This window comes from Methanococcoides burtonii DSM 6242, assembly GCF_000013725.1.
Classification (GTDB): Archaea; Halobacteriota; Methanosarcinia; order Methanosarcinales; family Methanosarcinaceae; genus Methanococcoides; species Methanococcoides burtonii.
In genome coordinates this window covers 1,691,794-1,709,982 of the sequence record NC_007955.1, presented here as the reverse complement: position 1 = coordinate 1,709,982, position 18,189 = coordinate 1,691,794, and the positions used below count along the sequence as shown (strand labels likewise).

The 18,189-nt window shown below is 41.3% G+C and carries 20 protein-coding genes; 8 read left to right on the top strand and 12 right to left on the bottom strand.

The window, feature by feature from the left end; genetic code table 11:
* Positions 1–7: 7 nt before the first annotated feature.
* From MBUR_RS08400 to MBUR_RS08395, 3 genes are read right to left on the bottom strand one after another with little or no spacing between them, the layout of a single operon-like run.
* Complete coding sequence (locus tag MBUR_RS08400; protein ID WP_011499677.1) at positions 8–949, bottom strand: aminopeptidase; 942 nt, start codon at positions 947–949, stop codon at positions 8–10.
* Positions 949–1,176, bottom strand: a complete 228-nt coding sequence (locus tag MBUR_RS14420; protein WP_232221889.1) for a hypothetical protein — start codon at positions 1,174–1,176, stop codon at positions 949–951. The genes MBUR_RS08400 and MBUR_RS14420 overlap by 1 nt, the downstream gene beginning before the upstream one ends.
* Before the next feature lie 9 nt (positions 1,177–1,185).
* The gene (locus MBUR_RS08395) at positions 1,186–2,235 is read right to left on the bottom strand and encodes an ATP-binding protein (RefSeq protein WP_232221888.1); all 1,050 of its coding nucleotides are present in this window, start codon (positions 2,233–2,235) and stop codon (positions 1,186–1,188) included.
* 51 nt (positions 2,236–2,286) lie between these two features.
* On the opposite strand from MBUR_RS08395, the gene MBUR_RS08390 reads away from it, so the two are divergent.
* Together MBUR_RS08390 and MBUR_RS08385 are read left to right on the top strand one after the other, a co-directional pair.
* Positions 2,287–2,892, top strand: coding sequence for a hypothetical protein (locus MBUR_RS08390; RefSeq protein WP_157196683.1), 606 nt, complete (start codon positions 2,287–2,289; stop codon positions 2,890–2,892).
* A gap of 44 nt (positions 2,893–2,936) precedes the next feature.
* Positions 2,937–3,419: a hypothetical protein gene (locus tag MBUR_RS08385; protein WP_011499675.1), complete on the top strand. Its 483-nt coding sequence runs from the start codon at positions 2,937–2,939 to the stop codon at positions 3,417–3,419.
* A 145-nt stretch (positions 3,420–3,564) separates the two neighbouring features.
* Here MBUR_RS08385 and MBUR_RS08380 read toward each other — a convergent pair whose 3' ends face one another.
* Positions 3,565–4,632: a formate--phosphoribosylaminoimidazolecarboxamide ligase gene (locus tag MBUR_RS08380; RefSeq protein ID WP_011499674.1), complete on the bottom strand. Its 1,068-nt coding sequence runs from the start codon at positions 4,630–4,632 to the stop codon at positions 3,565–3,567.
* Between the two features lie 186 nt (positions 4,633–4,818).
* On the opposite strand from MBUR_RS08380, the gene truA reads away from it, so the two are divergent.
* Together truA and MBUR_RS08370 are read left to right on the top strand one after the other, a co-directional pair.
* A complete protein-coding gene (gene truA, locus MBUR_RS08375) occupies positions 4,819–5,646 on the top strand; it encodes a tRNA pseudouridine(38-40) synthase TruA (RefSeq protein WP_011499673.1) in 828 nt (275 codons plus the stop codon).
* Positions 5,643–6,206, top strand: coding sequence for a M48 metallopeptidase family protein (locus tag MBUR_RS08370; RefSeq protein ID WP_011499672.1), 564 nt, complete (start codon positions 5,643–5,645; stop codon positions 6,204–6,206). The genes truA and MBUR_RS08370 overlap by 4 nt, the downstream gene beginning before the upstream one ends.
* A gap of 23 nt (positions 6,207–6,229) precedes the next feature.
* Here MBUR_RS08370 and MBUR_RS08365 read toward each other — a convergent pair whose 3' ends face one another.
* The 5 genes from MBUR_RS08365 to MBUR_RS08345 all read right to left on the bottom strand — a co-directional run bounded on the left by MBUR_RS08365 (position 6,230) and on the right by MBUR_RS08345 (position 10,388).
* On the bottom strand, positions 6,230–7,264 hold the full coding sequence (locus MBUR_RS08365; protein ID WP_011499671.1) for a TRM11 family SAM-dependent methyltransferase: 1,035 nt from the start codon (positions 7,262–7,264) through the stop codon (positions 6,230–6,232).
* Positions 7,265–7,272: 8 nt separating this feature from the next.
* Complete coding sequence (locus MBUR_RS08360; RefSeq protein WP_011499670.1) at positions 7,273–7,560, bottom strand: YunC family protein; 288 nt, start codon at positions 7,558–7,560, stop codon at positions 7,273–7,275.
* A gap of 89 nt (positions 7,561–7,649) precedes the next feature.
* Positions 7,650–8,270 carry a hypothetical protein gene (locus MBUR_RS08355; RefSeq protein ID WP_011499669.1) on the bottom strand — a complete coding sequence of 207 codons (621 nt, stop codon included), beginning with the start codon at positions 8,268–8,270 and terminating at the stop codon, positions 7,650–7,652.
* 13 nt (positions 8,271–8,283) lie between these two features.
* Positions 8,284–9,177, bottom strand: a complete 894-nt coding sequence (gene map, locus MBUR_RS08350) for a type II methionyl aminopeptidase (protein ID WP_011499668.1) — start codon at positions 9,175–9,177, stop codon at positions 8,284–8,286.
* A 35-nt stretch (positions 9,178–9,212) separates the two neighbouring features.
* Positions 9,213–10,388, bottom strand: coding sequence for a M24 family metallopeptidase (locus tag MBUR_RS08345; RefSeq protein ID WP_232221887.1), 1,176 nt, complete (start codon positions 10,386–10,388; stop codon positions 9,213–9,215).
* 164 nt (positions 10,389–10,552) lie between these two features.
* Between MBUR_RS08345 and MBUR_RS08340 the strand changes: the two genes are divergently transcribed.
* Entirely contained in the window at positions 10,553–10,948 is a 396-nt protein-coding gene (locus tag MBUR_RS08340) for a DUF5658 family protein (RefSeq protein ID WP_011499666.1), read from the top strand.
* A gap of 17 nt (positions 10,949–10,965) precedes the next feature.
* On the opposite strand, the gene MBUR_RS08335 is transcribed toward MBUR_RS08340, so the two are convergent.
* The 3 genes from MBUR_RS08335 to MBUR_RS08325 all read right to left on the bottom strand — a co-directional run bounded on the left by MBUR_RS08335 (position 10,966) and on the right by MBUR_RS08325 (position 14,582).
* Positions 10,966–12,561 (bottom strand): glycosyltransferase family 39 protein, encoded by a 1,596-nt coding sequence (locus MBUR_RS08335; protein WP_011499665.1) that lies wholly within the window; start codon positions 12,559–12,561, stop codon positions 10,966–10,968.
* A gap of 146 nt (positions 12,562–12,707) precedes the next feature.
* Positions 12,708–13,424, bottom strand: coding sequence for a class I SAM-dependent methyltransferase (locus tag MBUR_RS08330; RefSeq protein ID WP_011499664.1), 717 nt, complete (start codon positions 13,422–13,424; stop codon positions 12,708–12,710).
* Between the two features lie 78 nt (positions 13,425–13,502).
* Entirely contained in the window at positions 13,503–14,582 is a 1,080-nt protein-coding gene (locus MBUR_RS08325) for a glycosyltransferase family 2 protein (protein ID WP_011499663.1), read from the bottom strand.
* A 203-nt stretch (positions 14,583–14,785) separates the two neighbouring features.
* On the opposite strand from MBUR_RS08325, the gene MBUR_RS08320 reads away from it, so the two are divergent.
* The 3 genes from MBUR_RS08320 to galU all read left to right on the top strand — a co-directional run bounded on the left by MBUR_RS08320 (position 14,786) and on the right by galU (position 18,177).
* A complete protein-coding gene (locus MBUR_RS08320; protein WP_011499662.1) occupies positions 14,786–15,748 on the top strand; it encodes a lysylphosphatidylglycerol synthase transmembrane domain-containing protein in 963 nt (320 codons plus the stop codon).
* Positions 15,749–15,922: 174 nt separating this feature from the next.
* Complete coding sequence (locus MBUR_RS08315; protein ID WP_011499661.1) at positions 15,923–17,293, top strand: mannose-1-phosphate guanylyltransferase/mannose-6-phosphate isomerase; 1,371 nt, start codon at positions 15,923–15,925, stop codon at positions 17,291–17,293.
* A gap of 11 nt (positions 17,294–17,304) precedes the next feature.
* On the top strand, positions 17,305–18,177 hold the full coding sequence (gene galU / locus MBUR_RS08310) for a UTP--glucose-1-phosphate uridylyltransferase GalU (protein WP_011499660.1): 873 nt from the start codon (positions 17,305–17,307) through the stop codon (positions 18,175–18,177).
* The last annotated feature ends 12 nt before the right edge of the window (positions 18,178–18,189 follow it).

Below are 18,189 nucleotides of genomic sequence, written 5' to 3'. Positions count from 1 at the left end.
TAGTTCCTTAAGCAAAACGCTTGACATTCAGGTCAACCCCATCGACAAAGACCTTTGGTTCAGTAATTATGCCATCAAGGTGCAGGTCAACTTTCACATCGCCTCCAAATGTGGAATTATCTCCCAATGCAATGTGTATCGTTCCTCCCACTTTTTCATCCTCGAGGATGACTCCGATAAGGCGCGCCGCAGGATTTATCCCTATGCCGAGTTCTGCAATATTGCGCCCGTCAGCCCCTACATTTTCCACCATCGCCTCAAGTTTTTCCGCACCTTCTCCTTCAAAACTAACTGCTGACCTGTTCCTGATCTCTATGACCAATGGCTTGTCCAGCAACCCGATACCTCCCATGGACCCATCAATGACGGCTTTGCCGTTCACATTCTTCGGGGCAATGTACATCTCTCCTGCCGGAAGGTTCGAGGTAGTGCCTTTCTCATGGCACATTCCTGTATCGGCCATCCACTCACAGCCTTCCACATCAAGGACAAGGTCTGTCCCCTTCTCGGTGGTGATGCGAACCTCCTTCGATCCTTTTAGTGTCTCAAGAAGTTCGTCCGCAAGTATTCCTATATCCTCATAATTTGCATTCAATCCTCCTTCCTGCATCATGGTCAGATTGATCCCCGGCATCGTAGCTGTGCGGGTACCGTTATCAGAAGCTTTCTTACGTGCCTGTGTATGGGTCAGTGACTTTGAAGCAGGGGCAAGAAGAACATCTGCGTTTTTCATAGCTTCCTCAACAAGGACAGGCGGTTCAGCACCGTGCTGATCTCTGGGTTCCATTGTGAGTAGTATGGCCTCACACCCCGCATCCACTGCGGAATCATAAAGTGCCTCTGAGATCATCTTATCAGTGCATGTATCGGTGACAATAAGCACTGTCTCTCCCTTCTTTGCACCCATACAGGTGTTAATTACCATGTCTGCGCTTTTCTTAAGTTCCATTAAATATCCCTCCGGTTCAATGCATTTGGCTCATTGCCGCCATGCCAGCTATATCTTGGTCTCACTTTTACAAGATGCGTGCTCTCTGATGTATCATCAACAACAAAAGCAATACCTCGTTCGGCTCCCATCTTCTTTATGGAATCTCCTATGTTCTCTCTCATATATGTTGGGCGCATAGCTTCCAGGGCTTCGATATCCTCTTTTGCTGTGAGCCTGTGACACATTACAAGGTCCTACTGGGAGATTATGTCTGGATGAATTGCCGCAGGTCTCTGGGTTGCAAAGATTATGGACAATCCCGGTTGCCTTCCCTGACGCACCCATTCATTGATAAGGGCCTCGGATGCAAGTTTTTCTCCTTCAGAGGGCACGAAAAGGTGTGCTTCATCGATGAACATCCAGACCATGGGCATCTCCTGCACGACTTCTCCGTCTCCCATGCTCATTCTCTCATACGTGCGCCTCTCCTGCAAGCGTCTGGCATAGATATCCCTTGAAATGATCGCCACAACAGCAGAGCGCACAATATTGTTCTTGATAGAGCTTACGTCAAGTATGGCAGTAGAGCCGCTTTCGATAAGTTCTGAAAAACCGCTTGCGTTCTTCTCAAAGATCCCCCAGGAAGCAGCTGTCCTGAAATAGTTCTCTGCTGCCATTTTAGTTATCTCATCCGACCTTTCATCCTCATTTATACTGTTGACAACATCTCCCTGGGAGAACTCATTCTCTGCTTCACGCATGTCCTCAATGGTCCTTACAAGTAGAACTCCAAGAGGGGATGTTTCTTCGATATTGAAAAGGTCGCACCAGTCATACCCCTTTAAGTGAGCAACAGGAACTGAAAAAGGTATGACGTCAATATGCCGTTTTGTGTATTCATCGACATGTCCTGTAGGCACAAACACATTTACATCGAATCCCTTTGGTTCTAATCCCCAGTCCTTGAGCAGTTCCTTTTGTGGTTCGTTGCCTTTGGCAAGGGTCCAGAATATTCCCATGGTGTCAATGACAAGAGTCGCTATGTTCTTCTTGATCTCCTGTGGAAGTAATATCATCTCTTCGATCAAGGTTCCCATGGTATAGGATTTGCCGTATCCCCGTTTGCCGCATATAAGGATTGCATGGGGCCTGAGGGCATCAATGGCAACATGTGAACCTGAAGAACGATCAAGCGCGAGATATCTTCCAATATTGAGAACTCCCTCCTCGTTATTATCTCTCCTGCCGAGTATGTATTGCTTCTTCACAACACCGGCACTAATTGCATCCTTTGGTTTTATCATTTAGTTCTAATCAATAACTAAACATATATGATTTTTCTTTGGTTAGTCCACATGTCTAAAAATTTCATATGTACTGTGCATAAGGTCCGGTCTTATTTGCCAATAAGGAAAGCAGTGCATATAAGCGGCTCTCTTTTTCCACTGATGGCTATCTATTTTGGCAAGAATGTTGCATTGGGAATGGTAAGTTCCCTTCTCCTTCTTTTTTTAGTGACAGAATTTAGCAAACCTCTGCTAACGAAATATTCTCTATTCCAGGTCCTTTGGCGTGAAAGTGAATTCAGGAGTTTTGCATTGGCTCCTTTTTTATATCTGATCTCTATCCTTTTCCTCCTGCTTCTTTCTTTTAGGCTGAACGAAAGCATTTGCTACGCATCCATAATTGTACTTACTATGGGTGATGGGCTTTCAACTATTTTTGGAGTGCATGGGAAAATGTGCTATAAAGGTTCTTCTAAAACGCTGGAAGGCACTCTTGCAGGGCTAATCGGTGCTATCATTTTTAGCTATCCACTCGTGGGGTACCTGTCTATAGTCGGTGGGCTTGTGGGAATGTATCTTGAATTAAAGTCTAAAAAGCTGGATAACATAATAGTTCCCTTCTCCGCTCTGGTTGCTATGCTCATTGTACAGGCATTGGTAAACGCTTATATATAACCGAATTAATATATTGGTAAGTTATTATAAATGGAGTTGTGAATATGGTGCCCTATCATTATCTTTTAATCATTTCGTGCCTCATTATATCTATTGGAGCTTCTGGATGTGCAGATATTGGCAATGATGTGGATGAACTTGGGGACTCTATCTCTCAGGCCAGGACTGATATTCAGTTCTTACAATGGGCAGCCAATTCCACGGGGATAATCCTTGATGATTATAGCAACATTAAGGACGCAATTTCTGAACGCAACACTGTCTTGATGGAGGGGTCTGGCAGAGCTTTGAAAGAAGATTCAGAGAAAGCTCTCATTGAACTTGACAGTTTTTCAGTTTCTCCTTCCCTTAAAGACATAATGGCTGAATACAGGGACTTTTTACAACAGTCCTATGATCTTGGGGATCTTGTAGAAACAAACTCGCAGACCTTGGATCTTGAAGCACTGGAAAAGAGCCTTGAGATGCTAAATGAAACTTCAGAGCTGTTAAGTGAGATCTCGGAGCTGGCTGAACAAACGAATTAACGACCTTATTGGGAGTACACCATTGGTTGCAATACTACTTTTTTTGTACTACCTTCTTCATCGTTCCAACGGCAAAATATAGAATATGCCATTAAGTTCCGGCCGGGTGCCGCATCAATGGCACTTATAATATTTACAAGTGATCTTATGACAAAATAAGGTCCAGCTTGCCTGTCTTGGCTCCCAATTTTATTTCCTGTGCGATCCTCTTTCCTGTGGAAAGATTTTCCTCGATCATGTCTGAGTAGGGAGAGCCTGATGTGTAGAGATTGGTACCTGCAACTATACGGGCTGAGATCTCAAAGACCTTGATCTCAAGTTTGTCGGTAAAAACGGTCTCAAGACAGAATGGTCCGATCATACCGCCAAACAGGCCGAGGGATTCCTCAACAACCTTTTCCCCCAGTGCGAATATGCGTGGCAAAAGGGATTCTCTTGCGACAAGTGGGACATTTCCTGTAACTACATATGTAGGGTGAATGCCTGCGTCTTCAAGTTCCTTCGGGGATCCGAGCCTGAATATCTCGTCAGCGTTCGATTCTACCCTGCGGTCCATGCTGAGCATCTCAAGTATTCCTTCGCTTAACTTGTATCCTTCTTCTCTTATTGGGGAGTAGAAGAAGTGGAGATAATAACGTGTACCTACAATGAATTCCTGTACTGTGTGTTTTTCGTTAGGGTCAATATATTGCTTGAACTCTTCATAGTCCTTGGCAATAAAGAATCCCCTGCCACCCTTTGCACCATGGTACTTGACCATTACCGGGCTTTCGATCTTTTCAGGATCGACGATCTTTGGCATGTGGATACCTGCGCCTTCAAGCCATTCTCTTTCCTTGTCCCTGTCTGACTCCCATTCAAGCACTTCCCTGTTACCAAAGGTTGGTACGGCTAACTCGGCGAAACTCTCTGTACCCATATATTCAACAAAAGAACCGTGAGGTATTACAATAGCATTCTTTCTGACAAGTTCTTCCGCTATCTTTGGTATGTCGGAATAGCTTTCCACGACAATATACTCGTCAGGTTTTGCTTTTGGAAATGCATCATAAAAACGTGGTGGCTGACCCACACAAATCCCTATTGTTCTTAGTCCCTCTTTTCGTGCTCCATCGAATATCTGGAGGCTTGAGTGTGAGCAAACAGTTGCAATAGCAAGATCATTTAGATCGTAGTTGCTGATTATCTCAGAGATTTGTTGTTTTGATATCATAGTTTCGCCTCAAAAATTTACAACACATTGTATTATCTGCTATTTAAGCTTACGGCATAAATAAGAGTTATGCAAAAATTCCAAGTGACAGTAATTTTTTCGGACTGTATATCTCTTATAAAGTAATTACTATTTATATCGGAACTATATTATAGTGAAAGTGCTATAAGTGACATGAGTGATTCCATGAGAGTTGCACTTAAAATCGCATACATAGGGTCGAATTTCCACGGGTCTCAGGTCCAGCTTAATGATCCGACCGTGGAAGGCGAACTTTTCAAAGTATTGAAAGAACTCGGGATCATGGAAGATCCTCGAACAGCTAATTTTATAAGTTCAGGAAGGACTGACTCAGGTGTGCATGCCATGGGGCAGGTGGTGGCCTTCGATACCGATGCACCTAACCTTGCAATGCCTCGTGTTATAAATTCCAAACTTCCAGGCACTATTTGGGCATGGGCCCATGCGATAGTTCCTGAGAATTTTGACCCTCGAAGACATGCTTTAAGTCGCAGCTATCGTTATATCCTGTATGGTGAACAGTTTGATATTTCTAAGATACGTTCCGCATCAAAGCTCCTTCTTGGTTCTCACGATTTTTCTAATTTTAGTACTTCCAGGGGGAGTAAGAAGACCGTTAGGATCGTCAAACGTATTGACATTAGGGTCAGTGGCAATCTAACTCGTATAGATGTGGAAGCTAACAGTTTCCTCTGGAACATGGTTCGCAAGATAGTGGCTGCTTTGATGATGGTGGGAAGCGGGGTCCGTGACGAAGAATGGCTTGGTCATATGTTAGATCCGGAATCATACGAGGAAGGGCTTGAACCTGCACACGGTTATGGTCTTGTTCTCATGGATGTGAATTATCCGATCCCTCTCGAATGGGTGGAAGATGGCTATGCAATACGAAGGGCACGTGAACGTGTGCACGATCATCTTGTTCGCTACCGGGTAATGGCAGATATACTCAGTCATCTGTTCCCTTCTGAATCTTCCGACGAATTACTATGAGTACGGAACATTCTATTAGTCTCAATGGGCTGGATATCCTCTATAGTCTGAACTATGGCAGGGTGAAAGCTCCAAGACTGAAATATAGTTGTGGCAAATTGGAATTATTGGTCCCTACAAATTTCAAAACACCTGAAGAGCTCCTCCATAAGCATAAGCTGTGGATATACAGGCGACATGTGGAATATACGAATGCGATTCATGGATCTTCTTCAAAGGAACTTCTGAACAGGTCAGATGAAGAGCTTAGAGAACTTGTGATGTTTCATGTCAAAAATATCTCTACCGAACTTGAGGTAATGCCTGAAAAAGTGACCTTTCGTAAGATGAAGACCAAATGGGGCAGTTGCAGTTCAAAGAAAAGGGTGAACCTCAACAGGCATTTAATGCATCTGCCCGATTCCCTCATTGAATATGTGGTCTTCCATGAGATGGCACATTTGATCGAACTAAATCACAGCCCACGTTTTTGGAATGTCATTGATTCAAGGTATGCGGACCGGAAAGAATACGATCGTCAACTTTCAGCCTACTGGCATCTGATACAAACGATTAATTGATGCTGAAACTCCAGAATATCCTATTATTTTTGCAGTACCGTTATCTTGCGTGTGAGGCTTTTGTGTACTCTCTGCAGGAATCGGTCCTTTATGGTAAAGCCTACTTTTTCCACAAGCTCAGTGACATCTATCTCTGAAACTATTATCGCCAGTTTTCCCGGTTTCAAAACCCTGAACATCTCAGCAAACGAGTGTTCGTAGAGATGATGCAATGATTCTCCCTCTATCCTTGCTGACCTTCCGTATGGCGGATCTGCTATGACCGCATCCACTGACTCATCCACAAGGGGCACTTTACAGGCATCTCCCATCATCATGGTCTGGTCCGCATTGAAGTGCCGAAGGTTCATATCTGCTCCAACAGCTATCTTGTAACGGACCTCCAGTCCGAGCACAGTAGCTCCTACAAGTCCTGCTTCTACGAGTATCCCCGCTGTTCCGCAGAACGGGTCGAATACAACATCTCCCTCTTTTATCAATGCCATGTTCACAAGAGCCCGTGCAACACGTGGACGCAAGACCCCTGGGTAAAAGAATGGCTTCTTATGTGGTGCCCGTGCTTCGTAAGCACTTCTGTCCACTGAAGCAATAACACTACCCAAAACACATTTTTCAGAAAGGATGGCTCGGAATTCAACATCAGGGTCCTTCAGGTCTGCATTGAATCCCTTCCGGTAGATGGCGCCTCCGACACGTCTTTCGATATCAACACATTTGATGGTCGTATTGTGTCTGACACGCTTTGCCCGCACCACATACTTCTGCCCTTCATTGAGGTGCTCTGAAATATCACATCCTTCCGCGACCTCAATTATGTCTTCAATTTCTGTGGGGCAAACATCTATGACCTTCAGGATGTAGTGTGTCATTGCTATCCTTTTTGCCACCTCCCTCAGCTTGTGCAATATTTCCTGTGGTTCACCTTTAATATCCGCAACAAGGCAGTGTTCAAAGTATTCACTCTCTCCATATTCTAACTCTACAAGGTCAAGACAGGCGAGAACCTCTGCGCGTGGGAGATCCTCGTGTTCTCCTGATAGTTCAAAAGCGTATAGCATGGGAATTTTTAGAACATTAGCTCAAGGGCTTCATGTCCCTTCATGCCGGGTTTAACGCCAAGTGCCTTCGCATGCCCTGTGACATCGATCACTTCAGTATGCAATACGTCTTCAAAATAATTGACACCTCTGACCTTAGCGGCAACATCGCCGAACTTTTCCGCCATCTCAGTGTCAAGGTATCCGCACATCACAAATCCCTTGTCAGCTTTTATTACAAGCAGTGGTGCGTTTCCCATATCGAACTTAATGCCAATGGCCGTACCATTTTTAAGTGGTATCTGTTCTATGATCATAATTAAAAAGACAGTTTCAATTTAGATTAATGTTTTGATAGGATAGCTGCATCAACAAGAACTGATGCATGTACATTCTAAACGTTCCTTCATACATCCCTCTTGCTAAACTCAACAGTTATCAATCCTTCAACTCCAAAACGACCGCTAAGTATTGTACGATTGTCCACAGTTTCAATAAATCGACTATTAATGCCTTCTGTATCTATTATTTCCACGCCTTCAGGCATTGTAATGGTGAAATCTGTATTTGCTTCTCCATCAAAGCTCACATTTTCTCCCATTTCAAAAAAATTCTTCTCGAACGTGTATGTGACAAAATATCTGTTATTTATGATATCGGCTTTGTCAGTGCTTCCCAGGACACTTCTGGATATTTCCGCATCCACATCAAAAGCGTGTACATTCTTTGCAGAACCATTGAACATTACATCCAGTTCCTTTTCAAGTGAACCATAAAGCCGGTTACGTACACGATGATCCAGTTTCATGAGTTCCCATGCACTGATATGTCCATCATTATTTCCAATATTTTTGTCTGCATAAGAACGGTATACTCCAACATCTTCTCCGGAATACTCCTCTTCATAGCTCCATGACATCCCATCTTCTTCTAAGACAATGGTGTTCCTCCATTCAAATGCAGATGAGGGGGATGTTACCATGGCTACGGTGAGCAACGCCAGCAACAATGTCGAAATATACCGCATTTTGATCCTATCCTTATTTGGTTGTCACTTTACAACCATCATCAGTAACGATAACCGTATGTTCTGTTTGTGATACTAGTCCGCCACCAACATCTTTGAGGACCGGGTAAGATGTGATAATGCCTGCTTTTTCAAGTTGCATTAGTGAATAATCTAACTTGTCCGACTTGAGCCACCTTCTGGCAAAAGGCAAAGTTTTGTACTGCTCCAGTTCCTTGAGAACTTTTCTGACCGCAGGCAATCGTATTGGTTTGTGTCCAATCACCTGGAATATCTCTGTCAGGGTCCCATCTGCCACTTTTCCTGCACCATCGGTGGCAAAAGGTTCTATTGCAAAGATATCTCCAGTTTTGATCGTCACTCCCTGGCCAATATGGCGATTTGGGATGCTGGGTGGTACATGTGCGAGATATTGGCCGACACCATGTCCTGTTAGGTTTGCAATAGGCTTGAAGCCATGTCCTGTGATCGTATCTTCGATGACAGCTCCTATCTCTGCAGTATTGATCCCGTTCTTGATTATATCAATGGCTGCATACAGTGCAGCTTCGGAGGCCTTCACAAGATCGGAGTTCTCATTGGTAAGATCGACAGTAATGGCCGAATCTGCAATATAACCGTCAATATGTACGCCAAGGTCAAGTTTCACCACATCCTCTGCAAAGACCGTTTCATCTCCTATCAATGGAGTGGCGTGGGCGGCCTCATCATTTCTTGAAATGTTACATGGGAATGCAGGCAATCCTCCAAGTTCGATGGTTCGTTGCTCGACAAAGTCAGCAACTTCCAAAAGGGTAGTGCCTATCTTTACCTTCTCTTTTGCCTCACTTCTCACAGTTGAGAGTATTTCTCCTGCCTGCATGTATTTGCCAATGATCTCTTCAATATCCTCGATTTTCTCATCCATATATGTGCACCAACTTTCGATAATAGGGTAAATGTTCAAACTACAAATTCTTTTTCCATTTTTGTCAGATTCTCAAAACCTTCTGAGGTTATGACTACCATATCTTCGATCCTTATCCCTCCATATTCCGGATAATAGAGTCCAGGTTCTATGGTAACTACATGGCCTTCTTCAACCTCTACTTCCTGCAAAGAAACAGAAGGTAATTCATGTATGTCCAATCCTACGCCATGTCCTGTTGAGTGGATAAAACCTACTTTCGAATCACTTCTTATAGTGTCATAGCCTCTTTTTTCGAACTCATCACAGACGGCATTATGTACATCACTATAAAGTATCCCGGGTTTTAATATTGCAAAGGCCGCTTCCTGTGCTGCATGTACTGCTTCATACATCTTCTTTAGTTCTTCCGAAGCTTCTCCTTTGAGGACTGTTCGTGTCATATCTGCAAAATAGCGATTTCTTTTGTTGCGGGGAAATATGTCAATGACTATGGGTTGATTGGCCTTGATATCTCCCTCTCCCTCCCAATGAGGATTTGCGGAATTTATACCACAGGCGACAATTGTGCTTTCTGCTTCACACCCATGGTCCAAAAGGGTGTGCTCAATGGAAGTCCGTATGGATTCAGAGGTTATGGGCACTTCATTATTGTATAGGACACCTTCTTTGACCTCAGCCTCTGCAATTATATCAATGGCAGTTTCCATTGCTTTTTCACAAGCAAATTGTGCCTCTTTTATCTTCTCGATCTGTTCTTTGTTCTTCCGTGTCCTTAGTTCCTTGAAAGGGCTTTTCGCAGGAATGATAGTAAATCCCAGTTCTTTCAGTGTCTGGGCAGTAAAAAGGGGAAAATCGCGTGGTACCATGATGTGTTTAGCGCTCATTTTCTGGAAGACGGCCGCCAGGCAATCACAGTAAGCCAGTTCGCCATCTTTCCTGTCTTTCATCTTCTCACTAAATCCATATTCCTGCATTGTTTGCACGGTCTTAACCCGGGATTCTATCTTCGCCCTGCCCAGTTCCATGCTGGAAACGATAAGGGTCTCTTCTCCACTTTTTGTCTGTATATAGGTGAATGGGTCTGCCGCCAGAAAATGTGTCGTATAATACACATCTGCATTATTTGAGTTTCCTATTATTAGGAAAGCATCAGACCCATTTTCTGTAAGCGATGAAGTTATTCCCATATTGTTCTCTTTCTGTTCCATATTATTGTGATTGTTGTGATAGTACATAAGCTTGCAGTTTTTAGAATTCATGAAGCTTATATTTTGAATACCACTTTCAGAAGCCATCATTGAAAACGATGCGTACGTCCCGCCAATATGTATGAACATACTGTACATATCAATGAACATAAATACTATTATTTATGCAACATGTGCTTTCTCCACATAATCTGGAATCTTTAAAAGAATTCAATGATTTCCTTTACGACATTAGGTATATCCTTGTATTCTACGTGCTGGGTGACTTCATAACCACAGCTAAAGCCCTTAATTATGGTGTTGAAGCGAATGGGTTTATGGCTTTGGTAATGGCAGAGTTTGGGGTGTGGACACTATTTGCTCTCAAATTAGTTTTTGTCCTTATAGTTTATTGGATATATAAGGGTGCATTTTCCTCCTCCGAAAAGCAAAAGACTGACCTCTGGCCAATGATGAAGAACTTGATCGTATTTGTCGGTATTTTTCTTGTGATCAACAATCTTCTGGTAATATGGGGGTCTTTTAGCCCTTTGCAGTTGCTTGGGATCGCTTCGTTGTGAGGTCAACGTTTTTATTTTTAGGACATATTTACATCTATTTTTGGATATGTATATACGTATATTCCGGTTATCTGTCCTACAGGGCTTGCATTTTCCTGCAACCATTTTATGGCGGTTCCATCAGAATTCGCTGCAGATATATCCCATGTGACGATATACCATATACGCTTAGAACCTTTGGCATGCTTGGTCATGTCTGCTTCTGAATAACCGGTACCCTTAATGATGGTTTCATCAGTTTGATTATTGTAATAATATTCCAATGGTTGGCTCATATATCCTGGAAGGGGTGTGATAACATCTCCTGGTTGTGTAATCTCTTCCAGAGCGAGTGCTGCGCTTCTCCAGTCATTTTTACTCATGCTGGTATAATAATTGTTCAATGGAATGAAACTGATGCTGCATACTACTAACAAAATAACTGCTATAACCGCAATTTCTCTTAGAGTATTGTTGTTGCCAGGAGTTTTGTTCTTTTGATTTTTTCCTTTTGTTGTGGAATTTGAGCTATCTATGCCCAATGACCCTATTTTTGAGATACTAACAATTCCATTTGATATCAACAGTAAATATGCTGGCAGTACGAAAAGGAGGTATCTTGGCTGAAATGGCATTGATCCTGCAAGGAAATATCCGGTTACCAATGGTAAAAATAACCATATTGAAAGCAATGTGAGTGATTTTCTAAAATCTTTCATACAGAATAAAATGCCAATTATCAACAATATGGCATATATGTATAGCAACAGGTTGGAATAGCTACTGAAAGACAAGAGTATTGTGTGGAAGAATCCCTCCTGTGACATTCCCCATGTCTTGTTTCCACTAACATACCCCAGCTCCTTTATCACCCATACTATCATTGGCAAACTCATTACAATGAATGCAAGAGTGCCGATAAGTGCAATTTTACTTTCTTCGAACGATCTGAATTTGAGGATTTTAATGTCAAATTCATTGATAAGGTAGTACAATCCCATTGCAGCAATTACAAAAAATCCAAAGAAATGTGTGTAGACCAGAACGGACGCTGAAATTGCAGTAATGGTCCAATGCAGGGTACTTTTCTTGTTGTATGCATTTATGAACAGGTAAATCGTAAGAAGTACGAGAAGCATCATCAATGCATAACTTCTTCCTTCCTGCGAATAATTGATATGGAATGTGGATACTGACAAAAGAAATGAAGCAATGATGGCTGTTTTCTTGTCTAACAATTCTTTACCTACAAGGTATATCAGTGGTATTGAAAGGCTTCCAAATATTGCAGAGGGCAACCTTAAAGCAAATTCAGACTGGCTTACCATCATGACAAAATGTAGGATTGAATAATAAAGTGGAGGGTGTGCAAAATCATTATTTCCAAATATAATATCCATAAGGCTACGGCTTGCTATGTTCACACTCGTAGCTTCATCAAGCCAGATCGATTCAGTAGCAAGGGAATATATTCTTAAAATAGTTCCGAGCAAAGTAATGGCAATTAATATGGTAAGGTATTTTTCAGAAAGCACTTTTTGTAAGGCAGGATTTTCATCTGAAGTTTGTTTTTGAGGTTTAGGAACAATCTCAGATTCCATCTTATTTTTCGGCTTCTTACTTTTGTTGACCATTCTCTACTCCGCTGTATATATTTAATCACATCATATAACTTTTTTTTTTATTCTTCAAATTTGGGTCGGGTCATTCAATTGTATTGATAAATGGGTCATCATTATTATTTATTGAATAAAATCTATTCAGGTTTTATTAGATATCATTATTGTATCTTCTTTAGATGAAATATCAATAAAAATCCAAGCTTGTTGGAAATTATTGATTCATGTCGGTACAATAAGTCTGCACATCTCCAATTGATGATCGCTAAAAATGGAGAGAATAGCAAGAATGGAGTGGCTTCAACAATATTGAATTTCCCATTTTTTTCAATAAGGTCATATAATTTGCGTTTATTGAATTTCGAAATGTGCTGGTCAGAATAATCAACGTTTCCTGCCTTGTTAAGTAAGGTTTCAAGTAATGGCCAGAGGCTGGAATAGTTTGGTGTGGTGAGAATAAGTTCTCCTCCTGGTTCCAATACTCTATATACTTCATCCAAAAAAAGAGATATTGAGTGTTCATCAATATGTTCGATGAACTCGCTGGCAATTACCATGTCAAAACTTTCGGATTTCAGTGGTAATCGGCATGCATCACCACAAATATAATGATTATTCCCTGTGCTATTATTCTGATCTGCATAAACAAGTTGTTTAAACGAAAAATCAAGGCCTGTTACGAGGTCTCCATCGATGAGAGCATCCAGAGTGCCTGCACTGCATGCAATATTGAGTATTTTTTTCTGATTATGGATCTTATCAGTAATTCTTTTGAACTTAAGGTGGTGCCATTTAGATTGAAGTCCCTTTTCGTTTTTGTAAGCTTCATCATAATATCCACACGAAATTAAGTCGTGGTCTTCAAGATTCTTTTTCACAGGAATACTCTCCAAGGTTTTCGATCATCTATTGTTACTGGTTATTTCTAAGATGTCTGTTATGCCTTTTCATGCAGTTCATGGATGTTTTGTCTTCCATGTGTATATCGAGTTTGTTAAATAGTTCCAATTGGCACCAACAAATGCTCCTACCATGGATGCAATTATCCAACTCATATGATCGATCAAGTACATGCTTACGCTGTAGTTTGCAAGTGCGCCCACAAAGCAAAGCAAATTGTATTTTAGATAGCCGGTAATAAGAGAAATATCGGTGAGGCGGTAATCTTTGAACGTCCAGATGTTGTTGTATATGTAGTTAAAAAGTATTGCGACCAATATTGCTATGGCAAGTGATATGCTATATGTATAACCAATGTTCTTATAGAAAAGTGTCAGGATCGAAAAATGTAATAAGGCACCAAAGGATCCTACGATCATATATTTTATGTACTCGGTTTCAACATGTTTCCCGAACAGTCTTTCGAGAAGGAATTCTACATACTGGAAGATTACATCATTTCCAAGTTTGCTCTCTCCGTGAAGACGGTTTGTGAAAGTATAGGGAATTTCTTTGATGCGGAGGTCGTTCTTTACTGACATTATATCCAGTAAGATCTTGAAACCCTTTCCATAGAACTTTTCCACGTTTTCCTGAACAACACTTTTCTTAAGGACAAAATATCCACTCATCGGATCAGTCACTTTATATTTGATAACCAATTGTGCTAATTTGGTCGCAACGTCACTGATGAATAATCTTGTTCTGCTCCATCCCTCTACATCCTTGGTTTCGGTATATCTGGAAGCGATCACAATATCGAGATCATTATTTTCAATTTCGTTGAGCATTTCGGTCAATAAAACAGGGTCATGTTGGAGATCGGCATCGATGACTCCAAGATATTCTCCCGTTGCTGCCAAGAATCCCTCAATCACAGCAGATGAAAGTCCGTTTCTACCAATCCTTCTTATTACCTTTACACGGCTATCTTCATGTGACATTTGTTCTACAAGATCCCAGGTTTTGTCAGGGGAATTATCATCAACAACAATGATCTCATAGTCAATGTCTTTTAAAACATTTTGAAGTTTATCTACTATGACCGGTATATTTTCCCTTTCATTGAATGATGGGACAATTATTGAAAATTTCACAAGGCAAACATGTCTGAAACTGCTATATTAATATATCGGGTAATATTTTTAATTCGCTTAAACAATTATTCATTAATTATTGTAACCAACTTTCTTTTCGGCAACTTTCACTCCGTATTCTTCAATCTCTTTTGCTAAATCAGAACCATTTAATATCAGCAATAGGTAGTATACCTAGAAGTCAATAGAAATGGTGCGATGAAATGACCGAGAAGAGATTGTTAAATTGGGATTTGTTCTTAAATAAAAAAACCATCATCTCATTCCTCGTCTCATTTTCCATACTTTTTTTCCTGCTAAAATATGTTGATATCGAAGGAGTAATTGAGGTATCCAGAAATGCGAACATAGGTATCTTCTGTTTGGCTATCATTGTACACTATGCTTCTTTTCTTGTACGCGGTTTGCGCTGGCAGAACCTTCTGCGGGGACTAAATATCAAAATTAGTATTGGTGTATCTTCTGAAATGGTGTTTCTGTCATGGTTTGCAAACAGTATTGTTCCTGCAAAAATAGGGGATGTTTACCGAAGCCACATGCTGAAAATGTATAATGGTACTCCCATATCTGTTTCAATAGGCACTCTGGTCGTTGAGCGTTTGTTTGATATTTTGTTACTAATGTTGTTACTGACAATTACCGGTTTGACCGTTTTTAAGGACAAGATGCCTGAAGAGATCATGCAATCGATTGAGATCGGTTATCTTCTTCTTGGAGTGATCGCTTTGTGTCTTGTTTTCTTCTACGTTCTCAGGCACCATATCGGACGAATCATTCCCGAAAGGTTCATGATTCACTACAGTAATCTCCATGATGGACTTTATTCCTCTCTTTCAAATCCAGCAACTCTGGTGTCGGTAGCGGTGTTCACTATATTTTCGTGGACATTTGAATCTGCCAGATTCTTATTTGTCACACGTTCATTGGGTATTGAATTAAGTCTTGCAGCCATCATATTTGTGGTTCTGGCCTCTTCCCTATTGACCGCAATTCCGTTGACACCAGCAGGACTTGGTGCGGTGGAGGTTTCCATTGTCTTCATTTTAGGTATTCTTGGCGTGGATCCTACGGTAGCAGCATCTGTCGCTTTGCTTGACAGGTTGATCAGTTACTGGAGCATCCTTGTGTCGGGCGCTGTAGTCCATATGTTAAGTGATAAATCTTGAAATTAAAATGAGCACTACTAGACAGCACAAAAAAGAACTTATGTATGCGGTCCTATTAATTATTAGTAAAAAAAGGACACTGCCGTAGTTTGATATTTATAATCGGTACAATGTTCAACTCATGGAGCTGAGATCATAAAATCAATAATTCTTGCTGGCGGGTCTGGAACTCGCTTGTGGCCGTTGAGCCGTGAATATTATCCAAAACAGTTTTTAAAATTAGGTAAAAGCTCGCTTTTCCAGGACACTTTTTTAAGATGCCTGAAACTTTCGGAGTGTTCCGATATATTTGTTGTGACAAATGAGACTCAGAAGTTTTTTGTGTTGGGTCAGATAAAAGAGCTTGGCTACGATCTTCCTGTAGAGAATGTTCTGATTGAACCCGTGGGGAAGAATACCTTGCCAGCCATTTTCTTTGGAATGCATGAGATAAATGAACGATTTGGCAAGTCCATAGTTGGGATATTTTCTTCTGACCATGTGTTGGATGCCGATTCAATGGAAACGATAGCTGACGCATCAAATCTTGCTTCTGACTACCTTGTTACGTTTGGAGTTGTTCCATCTTCACCCCATACTGGTTATGGGTATATCCATCCCGGGAATGACATTGGGTTTGGTAATGAGGTACTGGAATTCAAAGAGAAACCTGATGGTGAGATTGCTAAAATGTATGTTAAGCAGGGTTATCTCTGGAATAGTGGTATGTTCCTTTTTGATACTGATATATTTTTTGAAGAGGTTCGTAAATATGAACCTTCCATGTTTGATGCTTTTTGTGGCGATGAGGGAGTGATTCGAAATATTGTTAGTATATATAGTTCTCTTCCATCAATTTCAATAGATTATGGGATCATGGAGCGTTCTAATAAGGTCGCAGTTGTCAAACTCGAGCACAAATGGAGCGATCTTGGTAATTTCGATGCTATCTATGGAGAATCTGATAAAGATGATCATTCCAATGCTGTTTATGATTGTGATAGTAACTTTATTAGCTCAAATGGCAACCTCGTTTACTCGAAGCCGGATAAAATTGTTTCACTGATAGATATTAATGATATGGTTGTTGTGGACACTCCCGATGCATTGCTCGTTTGCCCAAGAAAAAGCAGCCAAAAAGTAAAGGATGTTGTAAATTCGTTAAGTGTTGAGGGCGATGAGCGCATTTCCCTTCATCAGACAGTTTACAGGCCGTGGGGTACATATACTATCCTTGAAAGTACTGAGAGGCATAAGATAAAGAACATAACTGTTATGCCACAGAAAAAGCTCAGTTATCAGTTACATCATCATAGGAGTGAACATTGGGTGGTTGTGGAAGGTATTGCATGTGTTCAGATCGAGGGGAAACATTTCTATCTGAGACAGGGTGAGAGCACTTTCATAAGGCCTGGGGACAAGCATCGTCTTTTAAATCCCGGAAAATTGCCTCTTGAGATAATTGAAGTGCAGCTTGGAGAAAGTGTCGATGAAGATGATATTGTTCGGTTTGATGATGAATATGGGAGGGTAAATGACTCTTCTTCAGTTGAGGATAGAATTTAACAGGTGTTTCTATGGATGTTAAAAAAGCAGTAATCCCGGCGGCTGGTCTTGGGACTCGATTTTTACCAGCAACTAAATCGATGCCTAAAGAGATGCTTCCAATAATAGATAAACCGGTTATCCATTATGTTGTTGAGGAAGCGATCGCATCAGGGATCGATGACATCATTTTTGTGACCGGACGCAGTAAAAGGGCTATTGAGGATTACTTTGATGAATCCCCAGAGCTTCAGATGCACCTGAAGGAGCATCATAAAGATTCCCTTCTTAAAATGGTGGAGGACATTTCTTCAATGGTGGATATCCATTACATCAGACAGAAGGAACCGCGTGGCTTGGGTGATGCTATTATGACTGCAAAGAAGCACATAAGTGGTGATCCGTTCGCTGTGCTTCTCGGTGATGATATTATTGTGAATGATGTGCCGTGTACGAAACAGCTTATCGAGGTTTTCCAGAAATACCGATGTTCAACTATTGCTGTTGAGGAAGTTCCCCGTGAAAAAGTAAGCAGTTACGGTATTATAAGTGGCAAACCAATTGATGATTCACTTTGTATCCTTGAAGATATCATTGAGAAACCATCTGTTGAAGAAGCGCCATCTAACATCGGAGCTATCGGCAGGTATGTTTTCACTCCGGAAATATTTGATTGTATCAACAAAACTTCCACAGGCGTTGGTGGTGAGATTCAGCTCACTGATGGCATCAGACTTCTTAATGAGCAGCAGAAGGTCTATGCTTATAGATTTGCAGGGCAAAGATATGATACTGGGGATAAACTGGGCTATGTGAAGGCTATTGTTGATTTTGCGTTGAAGAATGAGGAGATGGCTCCCAGTATAAGAGAACACATTAAAAATGTATTAGGATCGGGATTCTAACCCGATCGATTT

Bases quoted from the DNA above. Each gene is read 5' to 3' on its own strand.
- galU (WP_011499660.1), top strand. From the start codon at position 17,305: ATGGATGTTAAAAAAGCAGTAATCCCGGCGGCTGGTCTTGGGACTCGA.
- map (WP_011499668.1), bottom strand. From the start codon at position 9,177: ATGGATGAGAAAATCGAGGATATTGAAGAGATCATTGGCAAATACATG.
- MBUR_RS08340 (WP_011499666.1), top strand. From the start codon at position 10,553: ATGCAACATGTGCTTTCTCCACATAATCTGGAATCTTTAAAAGAATTC.
- MBUR_RS08320 (WP_011499662.1), top strand. From the start codon at position 14,786: ATGACCGAGAAGAGATTGTTAAATTGGGATTTGTTCTTAAATAAAAAA.
- MBUR_RS08385 (WP_011499675.1), top strand. From the start codon at position 2,937: ATGGTGCCCTATCATTATCTTTTAATCATTTCGTGCCTCATTATATCT.
- MBUR_RS08370 (WP_011499672.1), top strand. From the start codon at position 5,643: ATGAGTACGGAACATTCTATTAGTCTCAATGGGCTGGATATCCTCTAT.
- MBUR_RS08400 (WP_011499677.1), bottom strand. From the start codon at position 949: ATGGAACTTAAGAAAAGCGCAGACATGGTAATTAACACCTGTATGGGT.
- MBUR_RS14420 (WP_232221889.1), bottom strand. From the start codon at position 1,176: ATGTGTCACAGGCTCACAGCAAAAGAGGATATCGAAGCCCTGGAAGCT.
- MBUR_RS08355 (WP_011499669.1), bottom strand. From the start codon at position 8,270: ATGCGGTATATTTCGACATTGTTGCTGGCGTTGCTCACCGTAGCCATG.
- truA (WP_011499673.1), top strand. From the start codon at position 4,819: ATGAGAGTTGCACTTAAAATCGCATACATAGGGTCGAATTTCCACGGG.
- MBUR_RS08390 (WP_157196683.1), top strand. From the start codon at position 2,287: ATGTCTAAAAATTTCATATGTACTGTGCATAAGGTCCGGTCTTATTTG.
- MBUR_RS08395 (WP_232221888.1), bottom strand. From the start codon at position 2,235: ATGATAAAACCAAAGGATGCAATTAGTGCCGGTGTTGTGAAGAAGCAA.
- MBUR_RS08365 (WP_011499671.1), bottom strand. From the start codon at position 7,264: ATGCTATACGCTTTTGAACTATCAGGAGAACACGAGGATCTCCCACGC.
- MBUR_RS08335 (WP_011499665.1), bottom strand. From the start codon at position 12,561: ATGGTCAACAAAAGTAAGAAGCCGAAAAATAAGATGGAATCTGAGATT.
- MBUR_RS08345 (WP_232221887.1), bottom strand. From the start codon at position 10,388: ATGGAACAGAAAGAGAACAATATGGGAATAACTTCATCGCTTACAGAA.
- MBUR_RS08380 (WP_011499674.1), bottom strand. From the start codon at position 4,632: ATGATATCAAAACAACAAATCTCTGAGATAATCAGCAACTACGATCTA.
- MBUR_RS08360 (WP_011499670.1), bottom strand. From the start codon at position 7,560: ATGATCATAGAACAGATACCACTTAAAAATGGTACGGCCATTGGCATT.